The sequence below is a fragment of the Burkholderia territorii genome (assembly GCF_902833055.1).
Classification (GTDB): domain Bacteria; phylum Pseudomonadota; class Gammaproteobacteria; order Burkholderiales; family Burkholderiaceae; genus Burkholderia; species Burkholderia territorii.
In genome coordinates, this window is record NZ_CADFEJ010000019.1 from 43,850 (window position 1) to 62,998 (window position 19,149).

The following is a 19,149-nucleotide window of genomic DNA, read 5'->3' on the forward strand; positions in this document are numbered from 1 at the left end:
TTCTTGCCTTTGCAAATTAGCTATGTCATTGGCCTTGGCGGCATCGGGGCTCAGTGTATGCTTTGCCGTCCGCGGCGTAGAACTATCCGGCGCGAAACCAGCGTATCCGTGGTGTTCGGCGATTTCATCTAATACGACGAATCCGGAAGAACTTCATGCTTCCATAGTTAAAAACCTCCGTTGCGTTGATCTGACGCGTCGATTTAGTCCCGCTGACATATCTTCTAAAAATTATGCCGCGAGTGAATTGCAGCTAAAGTGGCACGAGCATTCGGCGACGGCATATACTGGCATTGGTGGCGATACGATTCTCAATGACATTGCTGTGACTCCGTCCGGCCGCCTTGTCGCCGTTGGCGGGCCCGGATTGCAAGTGGTGTCGAACGATGGACAAGGAAAAACTTGGCACGTGGTTCGACACACTCCTTTCGGCGGTGCATTGTTTGGGGTTACTGTCCTGGACGATAAACGTGCATTCTCGGTCGGCGGTAATCGGGAAATTCTGCGGACTCAGGATGGCCAGGATTGGGAGCAGTTCAACCAAGTCTTTACGTCATATACTGATCCGGGACGCCTCGCTCTGTCATTTGGTAATGGTGGGGGTGGGAAAGCATTCGATGTGGCGTTTTCTGATCCAGATCACGGAATCGTCGTTGGCCAATCGGACGTCTGTCGCAGTGGCGACGAATGCAAGTTCGTTGGGGAAGTGCTTCGTACGATTGACGGTGGTCAGAGATGGGTGCCAGTGACGTCTCGTCCTCTTGGAAACACGTTCGCGTTCACACGAGTAATCTTCGTGAACGCGAGTGAAGGTTGGGTGGCGGGAAGTCAAGGAGCTTTGCTACACACGATAGATGGCGGAGAACATTGGAACCGTGTGTTGTCGTTGGAAGATCCCGACGCTAAAAGCGTTAACTTCGGAGGGTTGAGTTTTAACAGTACGAAACATGGCTGCGTTGGAGGATCTTACAAGGTTTGGTGTACGTGGGATGGGGGCATCAAATGGAAACGTGCAAAATTGGAACTTCCTCAAGGTCTCGAAGGGTCCAGCGAAATTGGTATCACTAGACTGCTATTGCCCGACGACTTCAACGGGTGGCTTATCACGAAACAAGGATTGATTCTCCGTACAGACAACGGTGGTAGCCAGTGGAAACTCTGGATGAACGTTGCCGAAACCGCGCCTGCTATGCTCACTGGAGTGCAACTGACCGGATTGGCTTTGGGGCGCGAAAGAGTATGGGTGGTGGGTGGGGCGGATTTTGAGAAAAATGAAAATGCGGACGCCTCACAGGGAAAGTCGTCAATGAATAGCTCGTCATTGATTCTTTCCTGGCCACTGTAATTAAGTGCGAAAAATGTTTCGGCGATTGATAAATCTATCTACCCACTATGAAAGGCCTTGTATTTGAAGGTGATCCCACTGATCACGACGGTTATGTCATGACTGCAACCTCGACGATCATCGAAAGGGGCAAGCGCGCGGCGCTCGTTGGCGATCTGGTCAACTGCCCGCGCGACGGACACGGAGTCAACCCGATTGTTGAAGGCGATCCGACCATGACGGATAACGGTAAATATCTCGTGACTCACCTGAGTCGGGCCGCTTGTGGATGCCGGATCTTTGCCCGCCACACAACGTTGCTCGCAGGCTAACCGATGCCATGGCCAATACCCGAACTGTCACCGTCTGAGCTGCCCAAACCCATCGATTGGCGGATATGGTCACTGGTTTTCGTGGCTGTCTTCGGCCTTAGTTTCGCAGCAGTCGTATTTTTCTGGCCTCAAGGCCGGACCACGCACACGGCGATGTTCTGGACGCTGGTGGCCGGTGCGCCCCTAAGCCTGTTCGCCATCCTGTTCGGCGTGAAGCTGAATGACTGGGAGCAACGTCAACTTGAACACGAAGAGCGTGTACGTGAGAACGAGCGACTGATGTCGCTGTGGCACACATGGGCAAATCGAGGCATTTTCGTTGCTAATGCAACCTGCTTGCCTGGTGGCGTGGAGAACACTGACGGATGGGAAAGGCTGGACTATTCATTCCCGGTCAATCTGGGCAGAGGCCGCGCACTTGATTGTCTGGAGCCGATCGCGGCTGAAAAGCGGCACGAGACGGTTATCGCTCTGATCGCAGATCGCTTTTCGAAGCAGCTCTTGGCTGTTCGAAGTCTGAATGTCTTGGTGTTGCTTGATGAAAAGTCGGCGGAAGACATGGCTCAATGGGACGTCGCAGTCCGCGCCGTGCTTTCCACCCATCCGATCCGGCTTTCCGTGGACTGCATCCCAGCATCGGGAGATCTGTCATCACTATCGATCTATGTCGACCAGAACAACATGCCGCCGACGCTGATCATTGCCGGCCAGTTCTGGACGGCTGGCGTCAATCCTGGTTATAGCGAGGGCGTCGCGGGGATTCTGATGTGCTCAATGCAATCTGCCGTTCGGACGCGCGACGAGAACGCGCTCGCGGGCTGTCGCCTTCTGCGACCGATGCTGTCAGCGACCAGCGAGATCGGTGCAGATCTTCACCAAGCCACAAAGTTCCAGGTTGGACGCAATTCTATCCAATGTGCGTGGCTCGGCGCGCTCGATATGGAGGCAGTGTCCGCACTGCGTTTGGAAATGGGTAGATGTCTGTCAACGAAAGAGGCCGCGATACGCGATATGGACGAGGTACTTGGCATACCCGGGCCGGTGAGTCCCTGGCTCACTCTTGCGATCGCTGTCGAAATGGGTTTGCGAAGCGGGAAACCACAGCTCGCTGCAATTTGTGACAGCGCCAGCAAGCGTTCGGTGCTTTGTACGCTTCTGCCGGAAAAGGCAAAGGATCAATCGACGTGAACAATAAGTATGCGTGGGGCCGGTGGCTCGTCATACTGGGAATTGCGGTTGCGGCGACGCTGTTTGTCTATCTAACGGTAGACGAGGTTCAGCTCCTGCGATGGTTCAATAGCTATGGTCGCATCCTTGTCGGCGCTGTGCTCGTTTCTCTGATTCTGCTTGCCATTGTGCTTCCACGGAGGCAACAGATTCGCCTTGACCTCCAACGCCAGTCAAAAGAACAAGGTCTGGAACCCCCACAGCCAGAAGGGAAACCTGAACTCCACAAGTCTCAGGACGCGTCTGCCCGAGCCGTCGCCCTGCGAGACAATCTTGCCTACCGCCACGGCTGGCGCTGGCGCTACCGGGATCGCTGGGTATTGATCGCCGGCGATTTGCCGCTGGTGAAACGCGTGGCACCGGGACTCGTCGACGCGGGGTATCTGATCACCGGCAACACGGTCCTGCTGTACGCCAGGCAAACCCGCGACACGCTCGAGACCGAGTGGCTCGACCAGATTCGCCGATTGCGCCGTCGGCGCCCGATCGACGCGATCGTGGTCGTGACGCGTAACCGCAGCTCGGCCAATGCTCCGTTCGATGCCGATAGCCTCTCGCAACGACTCGCGCGCCATGCCCGCGCGCTGCGCTGGGCCGCACCCGCGTATCTCCTCAACGTTACCGATTTCGGCAGCGAAACGACGAGTCCCGACGAGGCGATCGGTTTCACCTGGTCGAACGCGCGCGTCAACGCGGACGAGATCGACACGTCCCTGCAGGCGCTCGCCTATAACCTGGCGGATGCCGGTGTCGTACGGCTGACGAAGGATGCCCACGATCGCTATCCGGCCGAGTTGTCCCGGCATATTTCGAACCTTCGTAGCGCACTGTCGGGTCTGGTGCTGCAAACCGGCCAGTCCCGCATCTGGCGGCACGCGGTGCACGGGCTGCTTTTCGCACCGCTGTTCAAGGAACGGGAGTTGGCGCCGCCAGCGCCCACCGACGCAAACGACGACGAGCCGATAGTCGGCCCTCAACATCGCACGATCTGGCAGACCGTCGCTGAACACAGTCACCGAATCCACGGCCGCCGCGTCGGCTTCTCGCTGTCGACGGCAGCCGCATGGATCACGACCGGCCTGGTCGGCTGCTGGATCGCCGGCACGATGCTGTCGGGATTCGTCAACCGTGCAGCGATCCAGAGCGCGGCCGATACCGTTGCGCAGCTGTCGACCGTTCAGGACGGCACGCAGGCTTTGCAAACTCTCCATGGTCTTGACCGGCAGATCGATACGCTCGAAGGCCATCAGCGCGACGGCGTGCCATGGAACACGCGCTTCGGCCTGAATCGTGACAGCGCACTACTCGACGCGCTGTGGCCCAGCTATGCCAACGCGGCGAACCGCATCCTCGTCGCCCCGATCCGTCAGAAGCTCGAAGAACGGCTGCGTCAGCTCGGGTCTCTTTCCGATGCGCAGATCGCCAGCGGCGGTAACGCGCAGGTGCAGGCCGCGTACGACACGCTCAAGGCCTACCTGATGCTGGCAAGGCCGCAGCATGCCGTTGCCGGCTTTCTGGCGCCGCAGCTGGTCGCGACAGCCGCGCCCGCCCGTCCAGTCAACTCAAGCCTGTCGCCCGGTACTTGGGAAGACCTCCGGCAGCACGCGATCGCGTTCTTCGCGAACCACCTCGGTCGCGATTCGACATCGAATGCCACCGCGTTGGCCATCGTGCCCGACGGCAACCTGATCGCGTCAGCCCGACAAACGGTCATTGGTGTACGCGGGATCCAGAACTCGAAGGACGCGCTCTACCAGCAGATCCTCGACGACGCGACGCCCAAGTATCCGCCGGTGTCTCTCGCCACACTGCTCGGCGACACGACAAGCCGCGGTCTGTTCAACACGACGGCGACGATTCCGGGCGTATTCACACGCGCAGCCTGGGACGAACGAATTTCGAAGGCGATCGACGATGCCAGCGCGCAGCGCGACGTGTCGGGCGATTGGGTATTGTCGGATACCAAGACCGGCAACCAGTCGCCCTCAACGCTCAAAGCAGAGTTGCGTCAACGCTACTTCGACGATTACACGCGCGCCTGGGCGCTGTTCCTTAATAGCCTGCGGTGGCAACCGGCACCGACGCTGTCGGCCACCGCCGACCAGCTGACGCTGCTAGGCGACCCGCAACGCTCGCCGCTCGTCGCGTTGATGAACGCCATCGTCTATCAGGCGGGCGCGGGGGCGAACGCGCAGTCGCTTGCCGACAACCTGATCACCAAGGCGCAGCAGCTCGTCGGCACAGGCGAGAAGGACCCGTCGAAACAGGTCCAGCCGCAGCTTGCGCCACTCGTCGCAGCCTTCAGCCCGATCCTGCGCCTGACCGGCAGCGATCTGGTGTCTGGCCCGCCGGCCAACGGCAAGGCTGCCGCGCAGTTGGCGGCGACGGGTGACCTGAGTCTCGCGCGCTATCTCGAGCGGGTCACCGCGATGCGTCTGAAGGCGTCCCAGATTGTCTCCGGTGCCGATCCGGACGCCATTGCGCGGTTAGCCGCGCAGTCGGTCCTGCAAGGCAAGACCTCCGAGATTTCAGACAGCCGCGACTACGCGAGTCGCGTGGCCGCGAGCCTCGGCGAGCAATGGGCGGGGTTCGGTGAACTTTTCCGGGCACCGTTCGACCAGGCGTGGCAGGTGGTCGTGCAGCCGGCTGCATCCAGCCTGAACGAAATCTGGCGCGCAGCGATCGTCGCGGACTGGAACAAGGCATTCGGCGGACGCTATCCGTTCGCGGACTCCGACAACGACGCGTCGCTGCCCGAGATGGCCCGCTTCATGCGGCCGGACAACGGAGTGATCGCCCAGTTCGTCACGACCCAGCTCGCCGGCGTCGTTGAGCGGCAGGGAGACCGGTGGGTGGCCGCGCAAGGTGCCGACCACGGTGCGTTGACCATTGATCCGGGTTTCCTGAACAGCCTGAACAAGCTCGCGCGTGTCTCGACGGTGATGTTTCCGTCCGGGGATGCACATGTGCGATACGAGCTGCAGCCTGTGCCGACACCGGGCGTCACGGACATGAAATTCGTGCTGTCCGGGCGCGAGCTGCATTACTTCAACCAGAAGCAGGAGTGGACACCGTTCGAGTGGCCCGGACAGTCGCTGGAGAATCTGTCCCACATCGAATGGCAAACCGAGAAGGGAGGCTTGCGCACGGCGCTCGATTCGCAGGGGCGGTTTGGCCTGATCCGGCTGCTGGAGCGTGCACAGGTGGCGCAGCAGGACAGTGCGCGCTATCTGATGACCTGGACGCCCGATACGAGTCAGGGTATCCCGCTGAGAGTCCAACTGCGCAGCGAGGCAGGTGCCGGGCCGCTGGAGGTGCTGCAATTGCGCCACTTCACGCTGCCCACCCGGGTCTTCGTCACGGGCGCGGCGAAGGCGGCCCCGAAGTTGTCGGAGACCAGTCCGCCACCGTTGCCGCCTTCCGCGATCGCTGCGGCCAAACATGCCGCCATGCCGTTGCCGCGCGGTGCATTGCCGGAGGTCGAATGATGCTGGGCGGACTGTTCAAAAGCCTCTTTCCGGCGCGCGACGACGCCGAGCAGCTCGCGCGCGCGCGACTCGACGCGTGGAACGCGTGGCTGCTGCCGCTCGTGGGCGACACCGGCGTGGGGCGCGATCCAGGCTACGAGGACGCGTTCTTCGAGCTGCGGGAGGAGACACAAAAGCTCTCCGGCATCGATGACGGCCTGATCGTTCGGTCCTGCGAGCAGTTGCTCAAGGAGACCGGCAAGGATCTGCGTCTGGCCGGTTACTACGCGTTCGCCCGTCTGCGGCAGGATGGTCCGGCGGGCTTTGCCGACGGGCTTGAACTCGCCGCGGCGCTCGTCGACCGGTTCGGGGAAGCGGTGCTGCCCGCTCGCGCCGAGGCGAGGAAGGGCGCACTCGAGATGCTGGCGACCGCCCGCATGATCGAGCTGCTGGAAAGCCGCGGCGCGTTCGCGCCGACGGATCTCGAACGCGCACTTGCCGCGCTCGACGTACTCGTCGCACGCACGGGGGCGTGGCCCGATGCCGCGCGCCCGAACCTGCAACCGCTCGTCTCTCGGTTCGAGCGGAACAACGAATCCACTCGCAGCGCCGAGCAGGACACGGCAACGTCCCCAGCGCCGTCTGCGGCGACTACGGTTTCCAGCGCGCCCACTTCAACGCGAGACCTGCTGGACCAGGCGCGCACGATGGCAGTCTGGCTTCGTGACCAGGAGGAAAACGGCTATCTGCCGTCGGTACGGCTTGTGCGCAGCGTCCGCTGGGATACGCTGCACGAAGTGCCGCCGGCAGACGCTGCTTTGCGCACGCGCCTCGTGCCGCCCCGCGGCGAACTTCGCCAGCAGATGAAACGGCTCGTGCTGCAGAAGCAATGGCACGAACTGCTCGAACGTGTCGAAGGCGCGTTCATGGAGGGCGTCAACCACCTGTGGTTCGACCTGCAGTACTTCCAGCACGTCGCGCTCGATCATGTTGGCGCGCCCTATCACAGCTGGCGCGAACTGCTACGCGCGGACTTCGCGCTGTTCCTTGAACGGTTGCCCGGCATCGAACGGCTGGCGTTCAACGACGGCACGCCATTCGCCGACGACGCAACGCTCGAGTGGATCGCGCGGCACGCAGTCGTGCGCGATCTGGAAGCGGGCGAGTCCGTCACGCCGCTGGCGGTGTCGGCGGGCAACGACGACGGCACGGCAGGCGACTGGCCGGAGATCGAGGCGCAGGCGCGCGAACTGACCGCGCGCGAAGGCATCGAGGCGGCCTTCGGGTGGCTCGAAGCGCTGCCGGGCATGAAGACCGAGCGCCACCGCTACCTGCAGCGGCTCGTGATGGCGCGCCTGGCCGACCATGCCAGCCGCCCGGATACGGCGCTGGCGCTGCTCACCGAGCTCGACGCGTCGTCCCGGTCGCTGCCGCTGGTGTGTTGGGAGCCGGCGCTCGTCTTCGAGGTCAAGCAGCAACTCGTGCGGGCGTTGAAAGCGATGAGTACCCGCAAGGATGCCGACAAGCCGGCGCTCGCCCGTCGCATCGGCGAACTGCACGCGGAACTTACCGTGCTCGATCCGGCCCGGACACTGACACTTTCACAAAAATGAAAAACGACGATCCGATCCTGCGCTATTACGAAGCGGAAATGCGCTATCTGCGCGAATCCGGCAAGGAATTCGCGAAAGCACACCCCGATCGCGCGCGCCTGCTGAACCTCGATCGCGTGGGCGATCGCGATCCGTATGTCGAGCGGCTGTTCGAAGGTTTTGCGTTTCTGACCGGCCGGCTTCGGCAGAAGCTCGACGACGAGCTGCCGGAGCTCACCGAGGGCCTCGTGAGCCTCTTGTGGCCTCACTACCTGCGGATGATTCCGTCGCTGTCGGTGGTCGAGCTGATCCCGCTCGCGGAAAGGCTCCAGAAAACCGAAATCGTGCCAGCCGGCGTACCGGTCCGCTCCGCGCCGATCGCGGTACCGCCGCCGGCCGGCGCCGAAGGCTCGACGCCGAAGACTGTCCAGTGTCTGTACCGAACCACGCAGCCCGTGACGCTGCAGCCGCTCTCGATCACGCATGCCGGCCCGAGTGTCCGGCACGATGGCCGCTCGGTGCTCCGGCTCGGGTTCGCACTCCACGGCTCGGCGCGCCGCAAGGAAACGGACCTGTCGCGACTGCGCCTGCACCTGAATGCGGATCTGCCGACCGCGTTCGCGATGCATCTCGCGCTGACTCGGCAAGTCGATGCAATCTCCTGGCGCATTCCGGAAATCCGTGATGGCGAATCGCTGCCGCTCGCCGGCGTCACGATCGAGCCGGCCGGCTTTTCGACCGAAGAGCGGCTCTGGCCGAAGGCCGATGCCGCGTTCTCCGGCTACCAGTTGCTGCTGGAGTACTTCACGTTCCGCGAGAAATTTCTGTTCGTCGACCTGTGCGGACTGGACATCACGAAGCTACCCGAAAGCTCGACGCGCTTCGAGCTGGAAATCGTGCTGAAGCACGCGTATCCGTCGGACCAGCGCTTCAACGCCGAGAACGTGCGTCTCTTCTGCAGCCCGGTGATCAACCTGTTCGAACTGGATGCCGAACCGATCGGGATCGATCATCACGAAACCGAATATCGCGTGGTCCCGGCAGGTCATCAGGGCGAGCACGTCGAAACCTATTCAGTCGACGCCATTGCGACATTCGACCACGACACGGCCGAGCGATATGAATACGTGCCGTTCGCCACCTTCCGGCACCGCGGCGGCATGCTGCGGCACGAGGCGCCGGAGCGCTACTTCCATACGCGCGTGCGGCCGGGCGTGTCGGGCATGCATGAGACGTGGGTAATTCTTGGCGGCCATGCCTGGGAGACGATGGACACGCTGCCGGAGGAGAGCCTGTCGCTGCGCGTGACGGGTACGAACGGGTTGTTGCCACGCAAGGGGCTGCGGGAAGCGAGTCTGAACGAGCTCGCTGCCAGCACGCCGAATGTCACCGGCGTACGCAATCTCGTCTCGCCGACCTTGCCGCTGTATCCGCCGACTGAAGACCGCTTTCAGTGGCGCGTGCTGTCGCATCTGGCGCCGAACTTCCTGTCGATGATGAATGCGGAAGTGCTGCGCGGTGCCCTCGCACTGTACGACTGGACCGACGATGAGCTGAACCGCCGGCGGCTCGCAGGCATCCTGTGGGTCTCGCAGGAGTTGCTCGAGGAGGTGACAGGCGGCTCGGTCGAGCGCGGCGTGCTGATCGAGGTGACGCTCGATTCGCATGCGTTTGCGGGCGAGGGTGACGTGATGCTGTTCGGCGAACTGCTGCACCGGTTCTTCGCGCAGTATGCGGAAATCAACCTGTTCACCAGGCTGTCGATCGTGAGCCTGCCGTCGCAGACCCGCACGAGCTGGCCGCGTAGCAAAGCCCAGCGGGCCCCGCTATGAGTCCGCGTACCCCGAAGGAAGTCCCCTTGGGGGACGAGTTCCCGCATCTCGACCCGCTGGTCGCGTTGCTGCTGGCGCGCGCACCGCGCATGAACTTCATGCAGCTGTGCAGGCTGCTTGAGGCTCGTGTTCCCGATCGGCCGGGGCTGGGAGCACGGGATATCCTCGAGCATGAACCGGTACGATTCCGGCCGCGGCCGCGCATGGGCTTTCCGGCAGGCGAAGTCGCGTCGGTCGAGTTCGACGACAGGGTGGAGACGTTCGGGCCGGATGCGCTCCCGACCGTGCGCACGACGTTCATGGGTCTGTACGGCGTCGATGCGGCGGTGCCGTCGCACATGATCGACGAGATCGCGCTGCGCGAAGAGGGGCATGAGGCGGTTGAAGCGTTTCTCGACCAGTTCAATCACCGGTACGTCACGCTGCTGTACCGTGCGTGGAAGAAGTACCGCTATCCGGAAAGTTTCCGAGCTGGCGGCGCCGATGCGCATTCGCGCAATCTGCTGTGCCTGGCTGGGTTCGGGTGGGGCGACAAGCCGCAGCGCGCCGGCCTGCCGGATTCGCGGATGCTCGCGCTGCTGGGGCTCCTGATCCAGCATACGCGCACGCCCGAGGGCCTCGCTGGCGTCATCGCGCTGGCCGTGCCTGGTGTCGGAGTGCGCGTCGACGAATTCTTTCCGGCGGTTACGCGCGCCGGAGAGCCGCGACCGCTGACGTCCGCGAGCCATGCTGCTGATTCGGAACACGACGCACGCCGGGGGCTGGGGGGCGGCTACGTGCTGGGCCGGCGACTCGCGTATCGCAGCCGCGCGGTGCGGGTCACGCTGCGTCCGGCCGATGGCGGCCAGACCCACGATCTCCTGCCTGGCGCATGGCTGCATCGCGAACTGATGGCGTTTGTGCAGTTGTATGTGGGCGTGAAGGCCGACGTATACCTGCGCATGGAGGTCTCCTCGCGGCTTGCGCCGGAACCTTCCATCGGCGCCGCGTCAACGGGCCCGGCACCGCGCCTTGGCTGGACAACCGTACTACCCGCCGACGAGGAGCGCATCATCAACATCGCACTCGGCGTTTATGAGGCGTTTCCCACGCCCGGGACCAATCCACACCTGAATCCATGCCATGCATGACCGGAGAATGCCGATGTCCATCCGTTTCACTCCTGCAATCCTGGCGTCCGCCTTGTGCTCGGTCATCTCTGTAGCTGCTATTGCTGGCACTACCACGGGGGACGCTCGTGACGATTATCAAAGATTGATAGCCCCACGGGAAAGGGCCGATGATCTTGTACCAAATTGCCCATCAGACGGGTCATCCAGCTGCTTGAAGGTGTTTGTCGACAAGGCCGATGCGAGACTCAACCTTCTCTATCAGGGTCTTATGAAGCAGTTGAATATGCAACCGGATGTCAAGCAGGCGCTCATTGAGTCCGAACGCAAGTGGATCGCTTTTCGAGACGCCAATTGTAGTGTTCGTTCTGCTTACTATCGTGGGGCATTGCACGACTACATGATTCAGAGCTGCCTGCTCGATCTAACCAAACAGCGCGCCGAAGAGTTGCGGAAATTCGCCCGGACAGATCAAATGCTGACGGATCTCGGTATTGGCGAGTGAGTCTTAATCATAGGTCATCGGTCGCTGTTCGCTGACGCAGCGACGCTCGAATGGAGCGCGTCGTGTGCGATAGCGAGGTGACGAGAGCATTGCGCTGCGGCGGAGTCACGGGAATGCGCAGCAAGCAGCCGACCTATTGGCAGACCCACGGCTGCACCACGAATTGACGGCATTCTCGCCGCTATATATCAGTGCCGATGCTGATGTGCACCGGTGCATGGAAGTGCCGCCGCGATACACGCCACAAGCGGCAATCGGTCAGGCTAACACCCGTCTGTTGCTGCATCTCGGTTTACCCGCGCGCTGCCAGACGGTTTGGTTATCAGATTAATTTTAGTGACTGAAATATCGGAAATCGAATGAGACTCTTAATTTGCAAACAGTTGTGCTGGCTCCCGCGGACGTTATCGACGATTTGGCTCGTGGTCGCGTCGACTTGCGTACTGGCTTGGGATGTTCCGGCAGTCGTGTATCCACAGTTGGTCAAACGAGCAAACGGGCCGGAGGGTTTCGTACCGCCCGGATGGAAACTTGAACTGCTGCGGAAGGGCGATCTGACAGGAGCCAAACGTGAGGATCTTGTGATGGTCCTACGTCAGAATGATCCGCGTAACATCGTTACTCACGATGACATGTGTGAGAATCCGCTCGACACGAATCCCAGAATTTTGGCGGTGGCGTTCTCGCGCCCTGATGGAAGCTATGCGCTGGCGTTGGAAAACCATACGCTAATACCGAGGAGAGAATCCCCGTGTCTCGATGACGTTTTGCATGAGGGTAATGTCTCGATTGATCGAGGATCCCTGAATTTGACACTTCATCGCTTTGCCAGCGCGGGTACATGGGAAATGGGGGACAGCACCTACAAATTTCGTTGGAAAAATCAGAGGTTCGAATTGATCGGGTATGACGAGATGTCGGTTATGCGTAACTCCGGTGAAGTTTCGGAGGTCAGCGTCAACTTTATGACCCACAAAGCAAAGCTGTCTTCGGGTAACGTTTCTGAGGACCACCCCAAGAATGTCAGATGGGTGAAGTTCGACTCACCCCGTCGATGGACGCCAGACGAAGTCGGAGAAGATCCCAGTTTCTTCGAGTCGCTGTCCGCAATCTGGCGAGACAAGCACTAACCGTATGTTTTTCGATATAGCTGATCGGGGTACATACATGCTCTTCGACTCTGCTGATTCGACTACCTACATGCACGATTCAGGATCATCAATGCCTATCCGTTTTGCTGTCTCAACAATGTTGTCCGTTCTGCTGCTGTCGGCCTGCGGCGCGTGGCAGGCGGTCTCGGACGCCTCCTCGAGCACATATCACGCAGTGTTCTTCAAGCAGGTGAAGGTGCTCAACATCGATCTTTCGGCGCGCGAAGCATTGAATCCGGACGACGCCGGCCGTCCGACGTCGGTCGCCGTGCGCGTATACCAGCTCAAGGACCGGAAGATGTTTGACGGCGCATCGTACGAGGATCTGCTGAAGAACGACCGGACCGTGCTCGCGCAGGACCTGCAAACGAGCATGGCCTCCGTGATGAACCCGGGCGCATCCGCGAGTCTCACGCAGCCGATGCAGGCCGACACGAAGTACGTGGCGATCGTTGCGTTCTACCGAAACCCGGGCAACGGAGACGGCTGGAAATACGTGGTCGAGAAAAAGAAGCTCGACGCCGATAAGCCGTTGAAACTCGAACTGGTCGATCAGTTGCTCATCGCGTCCGGTAGCGCACCGCAGAGCACTTCCCGATGACGTCAAACCTGAACGGAGCAGCCACATGAATGCAGTCGGAACGACACCGACGGCCTCGAAAGGGTATTCACCGCTCGATTGCGTAGCCGGGGTCGGCCGCAAGTTCCCTGAGTGTTTGCGCAGCGGGATGGCCTACGTGCGATGGCGCTGGCTTACGCAAACCCATGGAGCTCGCCGCCCCACTGGTATGCGCGCAAGCAGCGTGCGGTCCCATATCCGTGTTCAATGAAGGTGACGAAGTCGAGGTGGTAGCGGATCAGCTAGGCGACGTATGGCAAGGCTACCTGCTTCGCGGGGCGATGTTGATGCGCGTCGGCATTAGCCACGCGGACGCGATCGAGCTTGTGAAAGCGGCGGTCAGAACCGAGTTGCCGATGTTCAACAAGCTGAAGGCGGATTTCCTCGCGCTGCGTCTGCGCGGTGTTCCTGCCCCTAGCGCGTATGCGCGCGCTGGATAATCTGGCGTCCGATGAACGAGGCCAGTTGCATCGTGCGAAGTGGAATGCCGTAAAGGTAACGTCGGAAGGAGCAGAAGCAGCCGGAGCGGTTTGGCTTGCGGGGACCCTCGCATTCATCGAGGTGGTGTCCTTCGGTGCCGCACTTTCGAAGACCGACAAGTCGGGCGAGGACTATGCATCGCTCGTAGCGAGCCGATTTTCTGCGACATCGGCATGTCTTCAGGTTTCGACGAGAGCGGCGACGGCGCTCGCCGAGGACGCAGCGCGAACGCTGGCCAATCTCAAGGCAGTAACGGGATATCTCAGTGGAGTGTCTTCGTTGATCGGTGCGGTGTTGGATGTGCGATCGGGCAACAAAGAGGCGGATAACTGCCTTTAGATCGTTGGCTTTGTCAGGTAATTTTGACGGATGGTACAAGGGCTTGATGAGTGCTTGGATCACGATGTTCCTCATGGCCACATTTTGTTAGCGGCAACGTCCGTTGCTTACGACACTCAACTAGGTAAGCACGATCATCCTTTATATGCTTCCCGAGGCTGGGGCGCTTACTATACCGACGAGGTTTAAAGTGAAGTGGTATGTTTCGTATCTATTATGTGCACTCTGCGCATCCGTAATGTTAAGCGCGCATGAATCTGAGGGAAAGGAAGTGTATCCACCAACCAGGCCTCGTATTATTTCGCCTGAAACCGAATCGATCGATATAGCTAGGCATCTCCCTCTAGTTAGTCAGTCGAACGCATTAAAAGAGAGCCTTCTTGGACTTCAACAAGGATCAATTCAAGAACGAATTGAGAAACTGAAGCGCAAAGTATTAGAGGATCTTGTGTTTGTTCGTGGTGGAACCTATATGATGGGAGACTTCGGATCCTTGATGACAAAGGAACAGCTCCCGTTTACCCCATGGGAGAACAACAAGCCGCTTCACAAGGTAACGCTATCATCTTTTAGTATCGGTAGATTTAAAACAACATTTTCAGAATTTGATGTGTTCCTCGACGCGAACGGTCAACCCCATCTTGATGATGACGCGTTGCCATATCGAAATGCGCTCGTTCCTGCAGGCGCATTGTGGAAACAGGCAAGAGATTATTGCCAATGGCTTGGAGAATTCACTGGGGTTCCGTTTGATCTCCCTACCGAGGCTCAGTGGGAGTATGCAGCACGAAGTCGTGGGCAAAATTTTCTTTTTTCAACAAATGACGGCAATTTGGACTTTGGCCGAAATATTGACGATTCCAATCAAAGGGCGCTGATTACGCCACTTTCGGAAAATCGAAACAAGGGAGGGGTGCGAAAAATGGTCGAAAATTATCCGGTTGGCCTATTCCCCTCCAATCCGTTGGGGCTATATGACATGAGTTCTGACGGGTACGAGTGGGTGGGTGACTGGTATCAAAGCAATTATTATGAAGCTAGTCCAGAGAAAAATCCCAGGGGACCGGGAAGTGGAAAATGGAAGGTTGCACGCAGCGCCTCAAATGACGAGCCCAAGGGTCATTTTAATAACAGTGTGACTCGACGTGCGTGGGATCCAAGCCTTGCAATAGATCCTGCGGACGGAGAGCCATATACAGATTTGTTGATGGGAAAGCCTCGACCGCTCCCTAGAGGAGGTTTTTCGTGGCGGTGTGTTGTTAATTCTGAAGAGCCGGTTAATCTAGTCAAGTAAATTATTCTCGGACCACCCTCTTTCCTAAGATTCCAAAGGAGTGGTTAATTGCATAGTCTAAATCTGGAATGGGGTCGTGCTGTAATTGGTAAATCGATCTGCGTGAAGGATAGCGAACTGGTTTATGGCGGTCTTCTAGTCTATCGGCTCAACGTCGTGCGGATCGAGATACCGCCGCTGCGGGAGCGGTCGGAGCGCATCGCGTCGATCGTCGATCACTTCATCGCCGAACACAACCAGCGGCGTGCGATGCATGTAGGCCGGCCCGATTCGGCGCTCCTCGAACGCCTGGTGCTGCTCGCCCAGCAGGTGCTGGCCCGCACCAGCAGTTGCTCGCGACGATGGTACAGATGGGCCTGCAGCGCATTATCATCGAGAGCGGGCGGCTCAACGCCGTGATAAATTTTCATATCGGTGCGAGCAGTGCTGCCGCCAACGACCGTAGTGCGGGGGCGCCCGCTTCGGGCCCCGGGGAGCGGAGGCCAATGTGCAGAGCACGATCGGTTACGTGTCGAGCAACCGAACGCAGACCACCGGGGGCTCACAAGCGGACGTCAACCTGAGCAGCGGCGTCGAACTGGCATTTCGTACGAACTACGTGCCGTTGAACCGGCTCGCGGGCGTGGGCGGCATCGAACGCATCCGCGTCAACACGATCAATCCGGATCCCGAAGCGACGCGCCTGTCCTCCGAGCGCACTGCCCAGCGCAGCGCAGAGCAGGCCGACTTGGCCGCTCGCCGAGCTTCGCGGGACGACAGGCCGCGCGCGAGCCAGCCGGGCTCGTCGGCACCTTCATCTTCTTCAGCTTCGTCGCCGAATCCGGCGCCAGGTCGCGCAGCCTCGCCGGCGCCCGCGCACCCCGCGGCGACAGCACCTCGTTCCCCTGCTGTTGCAACGGCGCCGGGACTCCGCGCCGCGACATGAACGTGCGCACCGTATCCGTTGGCGAAACCCCGTACCGCACCGCATCTCGCCAATGACGACGTTCAGCCGCGCGAGCGCGGGGGCGCCTCCAGGATGGCGTGGCGTTTCCGACTGGCAGCACCGACCGGGCGCGACCGCATCGTAAGGATGGCTGACGCTTGCGCCGATCACGCACACGGCGCGACCGACGCGCCGACGATTCCATGCCGCCGCAGCGAATCCGCGACGAAACCCGACGCCTTCATCTCCTCGACGAACGCGCCGAGCAACGCGGCGGCCGCTTCGCCGCGGCTCTTCGGCACACCCATTGCCTGGCGGATCACCATGAAGCGCTCGTCGAGCAGGCGCAGGCCCGTCGTCTTCGCCGCATCGGCCTCGAGTTGCTGCTTCACGCCCGCCGCGACTTCGAGCTGCTGCTCGACGAACGTCTGCACGACGGCCTGCGATGTCGGTGCGCGCACGATCTGCGCGGCCTTCAGTTCGCGCGTGAGGAACAGGTCGTATGCGCTGCCCTTGCCGACGGTCACGCGGTTGTGCGGCTGGTCGACGTCCGCGTTGTCGCGGATCGGCGAATCGTCGCGCACGAGATAGAAGCCTTCGATCAGCACGTAAGGTTCGGTGAACGCGACCGTTTCGCCGCGCAGCGGATCGATCGCGAAGAAACCGAAATCGGCGCGCTCGTCGGTCAGCGCCTGCACCGACTTGCCGGCCGTGTCGAACACGACGAGTTCGAGTTCGGCCGACAGCCGCTCGGCAAACGCGCGCGCGAGGTCGATCGATACGCCGAACGGCTCGCCGGTGGCCGGGTCGCGGTTCGCGAGGATCGGATTGCCGAGATTGATCGATGCGCGCAGCTTGCCGGCCGGCGTGAATGCGGAGAGAACGGAAGGATCGATGGTCATGAGAGGGCTCGTATGGAATCGGATGGGCCGGAACGGCGAACGGTCAGCGCGCCGAGGCAGCGTCGTGTGCGACGGATCGGTTTGCGCGTTGCGGCGATCGCTTCGCTTCGATTACTTCGCCGCGACTTCCGTATGCACGACTTGCGGCGGGCTCTTGAAGAACGGCCCGGCCAGTTGCCGCCACGCCTGGAAGTCGTCCGATTGCCGGAAATGCACCATGTGATCGTCGACGGTGTCCCATTTGACGACGAGCAGGTAGCCGCCGTCGCGCTCGATCACGCGGTGCAGCTCGGCGCCGCCACAGCCGCGCGCGCGGGCGAACAGCGGGAGTGCCTGGCGAACCGCCGATTCGAATTGCTCGGCCTGCGACGGATCGATTTCGAGCGATGCCATTTCCAGAATCATGAATGAATGCTCCATGCGGGGTGAATGATGCGACGGGGCGCGCCATGCTCGACGCGTTCCGCAACGATACCGGAAGTCCGCATCGCGCGTTCCGGATGCCGTCTCGCGCGCGATCCACCGTGCGCCCGATGCCGCCGATCGGCTCATACGAATCAGCGTTTTCCCCAATATGGAATGCGCGTCAGGCGCCGATGTCACAGAGGTAGTGAAGATAAATACTCCGAGGCCAGCCATGACGACATCCGCGATGAACGGAACGAATGATGCACCACCCGAAACGATCGCCGAAGCCGCGTCCGGCAACGCCGTGGCCCCTGCGTCGATCCTGCTGGTCGACGACGAACCGAGCGTGCTGTCCGCGCTCAAGCGCGTGTTGCGGCCCGCGCGCTACGAGATCCTGACCGCCGAAAGCGGGGAGGCCGCGCTGGACATCCTGGCGTCGACCGAGGTCGACCTGATCGTGTCGGACATGCGCATGCCGAACCTGAGCGGCGCGGCATTTCTGGCCCGTGCCCGCTCGCTGTACCCGGACACGATGCGTATCCTGCTCACCGGCTATTCCGACATCGCGTCGATTGTGGAGGCCGTCAACGAAGGCGGCGTGTATCGCTACCTGAACAAGCCGTGGGACGACCACGACCTGCTGATGACCATCGAGCAGGCGCTCGAACAGCGGCGCCTGCGCGGCGAGGCCGCGCGGCTGGCGGCGCTGACCGAAGCGCAGAACGAAACGCTGCGCCGCTTCAACACGGAACTCGAAACGCAGGTTCGCGCGCGCACCGAGGAGCTCGGGCAGACCGTGATGTTTCTCGAAGCGGCGCAGCACGACCTGAAAAGCAGTTTCACCGCGATGGTGCAGGTCTGCGCGAGCATGATCGAGATGCGCTGCGGGTCGGCGAGCGGGCATGCGATGCGCGTCGGCGAAATCGCGCGCCGTCTCGCGCTGTCGGCGGGGATGAGCAGCCTGCACGCGCAGGACGTGTATTTCGCGGGGCTGCTGCACGGCATCGGCAAGCTGTCGCTGCCCGACGAGCTGTTGCACAAGCCGATCGTGAAGATGACGACGGACGAACACAGCCTGTTCCAGCAGCATCCGCTGCGCGCGCAGATGGTCCTCACACCGGTCGCGCAATTGCACAAGGTCGCGTTGATCGTGCTGCACCAGTACGAGCGATTCAATGGACGCGGCACGCCGGACGGACTCGTGGGCGACGCGATTCCGCTCGGCTCGCGGATCGTCGCGATCGCGCGCGATTTCGAAGGGCTGCGCAACGGCGAGATCGGTTCGCCGCATTCGATCGAGCAGGCGATCGACGTGCTGCACTCTCAGGCCGGCGTGCGTTACGACCCGTTGCTGGTCGCGCGCTTCATCGAACTGGTGCGGGATCCGGCGAGCCTGCGCATCGCGGCGTCCGTCGCGGAAATCCGGTCCGAGCAGCTGCGCGAGGGCATGCAGCTCGCCGATGATCTGCGCACCCATCGCGGCGTGCTGCTGATGACGAAGGGCAGCGTGATGTCGGCGCACCAGATCGAGCTCGTGCGCCGTTTCGAGGCGCGCGAAGGCACGGCGTTCGACATCCTCGTGCTGACCGGCACCGCAGCATCGGAGTCGGCGCCAGCGCCGGCCGGCACGCCGCCTGCGTGAC

At 61.2% G+C, this 19,149-nt stretch carries 18 protein-coding genes; 16 read left to right on the plus strand and 2 right to left on the minus strand.

Translation table 11 applies throughout. The features are described 5' to 3' along the window. Window positions 1-22 precede the first annotated feature (22 nt). From HW466_RS25425 to HW466_RS25495, 15 genes are all read left to right on the plus strand, one after another. Window positions 23-1,345 (plus strand): WD40/YVTN/BNR-like repeat-containing protein, encoded by a 1,323-nt coding sequence (locus HW466_RS25425; RefSeq protein ID WP_170296640.1) that lies wholly within the window; start codon window positions 23-25, stop codon window positions 1,343-1,345. A gap of 47 nt (window positions 1,346-1,392) precedes the next feature. Next, entirely contained in the window at window positions 1,393-1,656 is a 264-nt protein-coding gene (locus HW466_RS25430) for a PAAR domain-containing protein (RefSeq protein WP_081060452.1), read from the plus strand. A gap of 153 nt (window positions 1,657-1,809) precedes the next feature. After that, the gene (locus HW466_RS25435) at window positions 1,810-2,844 is read left to right on the plus strand and encodes a hypothetical protein (RefSeq protein ID WP_151003901.1); all 1,035 of its coding nucleotides are present in this window, start codon (window positions 1,810-1,812) and stop codon (window positions 2,842-2,844) included. Further along, entirely contained in the window at window positions 2,841-6,371 is a 3,531-nt protein-coding gene (locus tag HW466_RS25440; RefSeq protein WP_244138237.1) for an ImcF-related family protein, read from the plus strand. Before HW466_RS25435 ends, HW466_RS25440 begins: the two co-directional genes overlap by 4 nt. Further along, a complete protein-coding gene (tssA, locus tag HW466_RS25445) occupies window positions 6,368-7,963 on the plus strand; it encodes a type VI secretion system protein TssA (protein ID WP_151003899.1) in 1,596 nt (531 codons plus the stop codon). The genes HW466_RS25440 and tssA overlap by 4 nt, the downstream gene beginning before the upstream one ends. Beyond that, window positions 7,960-9,774 carry a type VI secretion system baseplate subunit TssF gene (gene tssF, locus HW466_RS25450; RefSeq protein WP_060346870.1) on the plus strand — a complete coding sequence of 605 codons (1,815 nt, stop codon included), beginning with the start codon at window positions 7,960-7,962 and terminating at the stop codon, window positions 9,772-9,774. The genes tssA and tssF overlap by 4 nt, the downstream gene beginning before the upstream one ends. After that, a complete protein-coding gene (tssG, locus tag HW466_RS25455; RefSeq protein ID WP_151003897.1) occupies window positions 9,771-10,904 on the plus strand; it encodes a type VI secretion system baseplate subunit TssG in 1,134 nt (377 codons plus the stop codon). The genes tssF and tssG overlap by 4 nt, the downstream gene beginning before the upstream one ends. Window positions 10,905-10,917: 13 nt before the next feature. Beyond that, the gene (locus HW466_RS25460) at window positions 10,918-11,388 is read left to right on the plus strand and encodes a lysozyme inhibitor LprI family protein (protein WP_170296639.1); all 471 of its coding nucleotides are present in this window, start codon (window positions 10,918-10,920) and stop codon (window positions 11,386-11,388) included. Window positions 11,389-11,810: 422 nt separating this feature from the next. Next, window positions 11,811-12,518, plus strand: a complete 708-nt coding sequence (locus HW466_RS25465; protein ID WP_196489314.1) for a hypothetical protein — start codon at window positions 11,811-11,813, stop codon at window positions 12,516-12,518. A 91-nt stretch (window positions 12,519-12,609) separates the two neighbouring features. Further along, a complete protein-coding gene (gene tssJ, locus HW466_RS25470; RefSeq protein WP_151003905.1) occupies window positions 12,610-13,140 on the plus strand; it encodes a type VI secretion system lipoprotein TssJ in 531 nt (176 codons plus the stop codon). A 164-nt stretch (window positions 13,141-13,304) separates the two neighbouring features. Then, window positions 13,305-13,598 (plus strand): hypothetical protein, encoded by a 294-nt coding sequence (locus HW466_RS25475; protein WP_151003893.1) that lies wholly within the window; start codon window positions 13,305-13,307, stop codon window positions 13,596-13,598. After that, window positions 13,582-13,977 (plus strand): hypothetical protein, encoded by a 396-nt coding sequence (locus HW466_RS25480; RefSeq protein WP_151003891.1) that lies wholly within the window; start codon window positions 13,582-13,584, stop codon window positions 13,975-13,977. Before HW466_RS25475 ends, HW466_RS25480 begins: the two co-directional genes overlap by 17 nt. A 271-nt stretch (window positions 13,978-14,248) precedes the next feature. Next, window positions 14,249-15,271 (plus strand): formylglycine-generating enzyme family protein, encoded by a 1,023-nt coding sequence (locus tag HW466_RS25485; RefSeq protein ID WP_170296638.1) that lies wholly within the window; start codon window positions 14,249-14,251, stop codon window positions 15,269-15,271. A 48-nt stretch (window positions 15,272-15,319) separates the two neighbouring features. Beyond that, the gene (locus HW466_RS31955; protein WP_239006102.1) at window positions 15,320-15,670 is read left to right on the plus strand and encodes a hypothetical protein; all 351 of its coding nucleotides are present in this window, start codon (window positions 15,320-15,322) and stop codon (window positions 15,668-15,670) included. 88 nt (window positions 15,671-15,758) lie between these two features. Then, the gene (locus HW466_RS25495; RefSeq protein ID WP_151003887.1) at window positions 15,759-16,196 is read left to right on the plus strand and encodes a hypothetical protein; all 438 of its coding nucleotides are present in this window, start codon (window positions 15,759-15,761) and stop codon (window positions 16,194-16,196) included. Window positions 16,197-16,363: 167 nt separating this feature from the next. On the opposite strand, the gene HW466_RS25500 is transcribed toward HW466_RS25495, so the two are convergent. Both HW466_RS25500 and HW466_RS25505 read right to left on the minus strand, forming a co-directional pair. Beyond that, on the minus strand, window positions 16,364-17,098 hold the full coding sequence (locus HW466_RS25500) for an ABC transporter substrate-binding protein (RefSeq protein ID WP_059451864.1): 735 nt from the start codon (window positions 17,096-17,098) through the stop codon (window positions 16,364-16,366). Window positions 17,099-17,209: 111 nt separating this feature from the next. Beyond that, window positions 17,210-17,503, minus strand: coding sequence for an antibiotic biosynthesis monooxygenase family protein (locus HW466_RS25505; protein WP_151003885.1), 294 nt, complete (start codon window positions 17,501-17,503; stop codon window positions 17,210-17,212). Between the two features lie 232 nt (window positions 17,504-17,735). Here HW466_RS25505 and nosR point away from each other — a divergent pair, with 232 nt between their 5' ends. Beyond that, window positions 17,736-19,148, plus strand: coding sequence for a response regulator c-di-GMP phosphodiesterase, NosR family (nosR, locus tag HW466_RS25510; protein WP_151003883.1), 1,413 nt, complete (start codon window positions 17,736-17,738; stop codon window positions 19,146-19,148). Window position 19,149 lies beyond the last annotated feature (1 nt).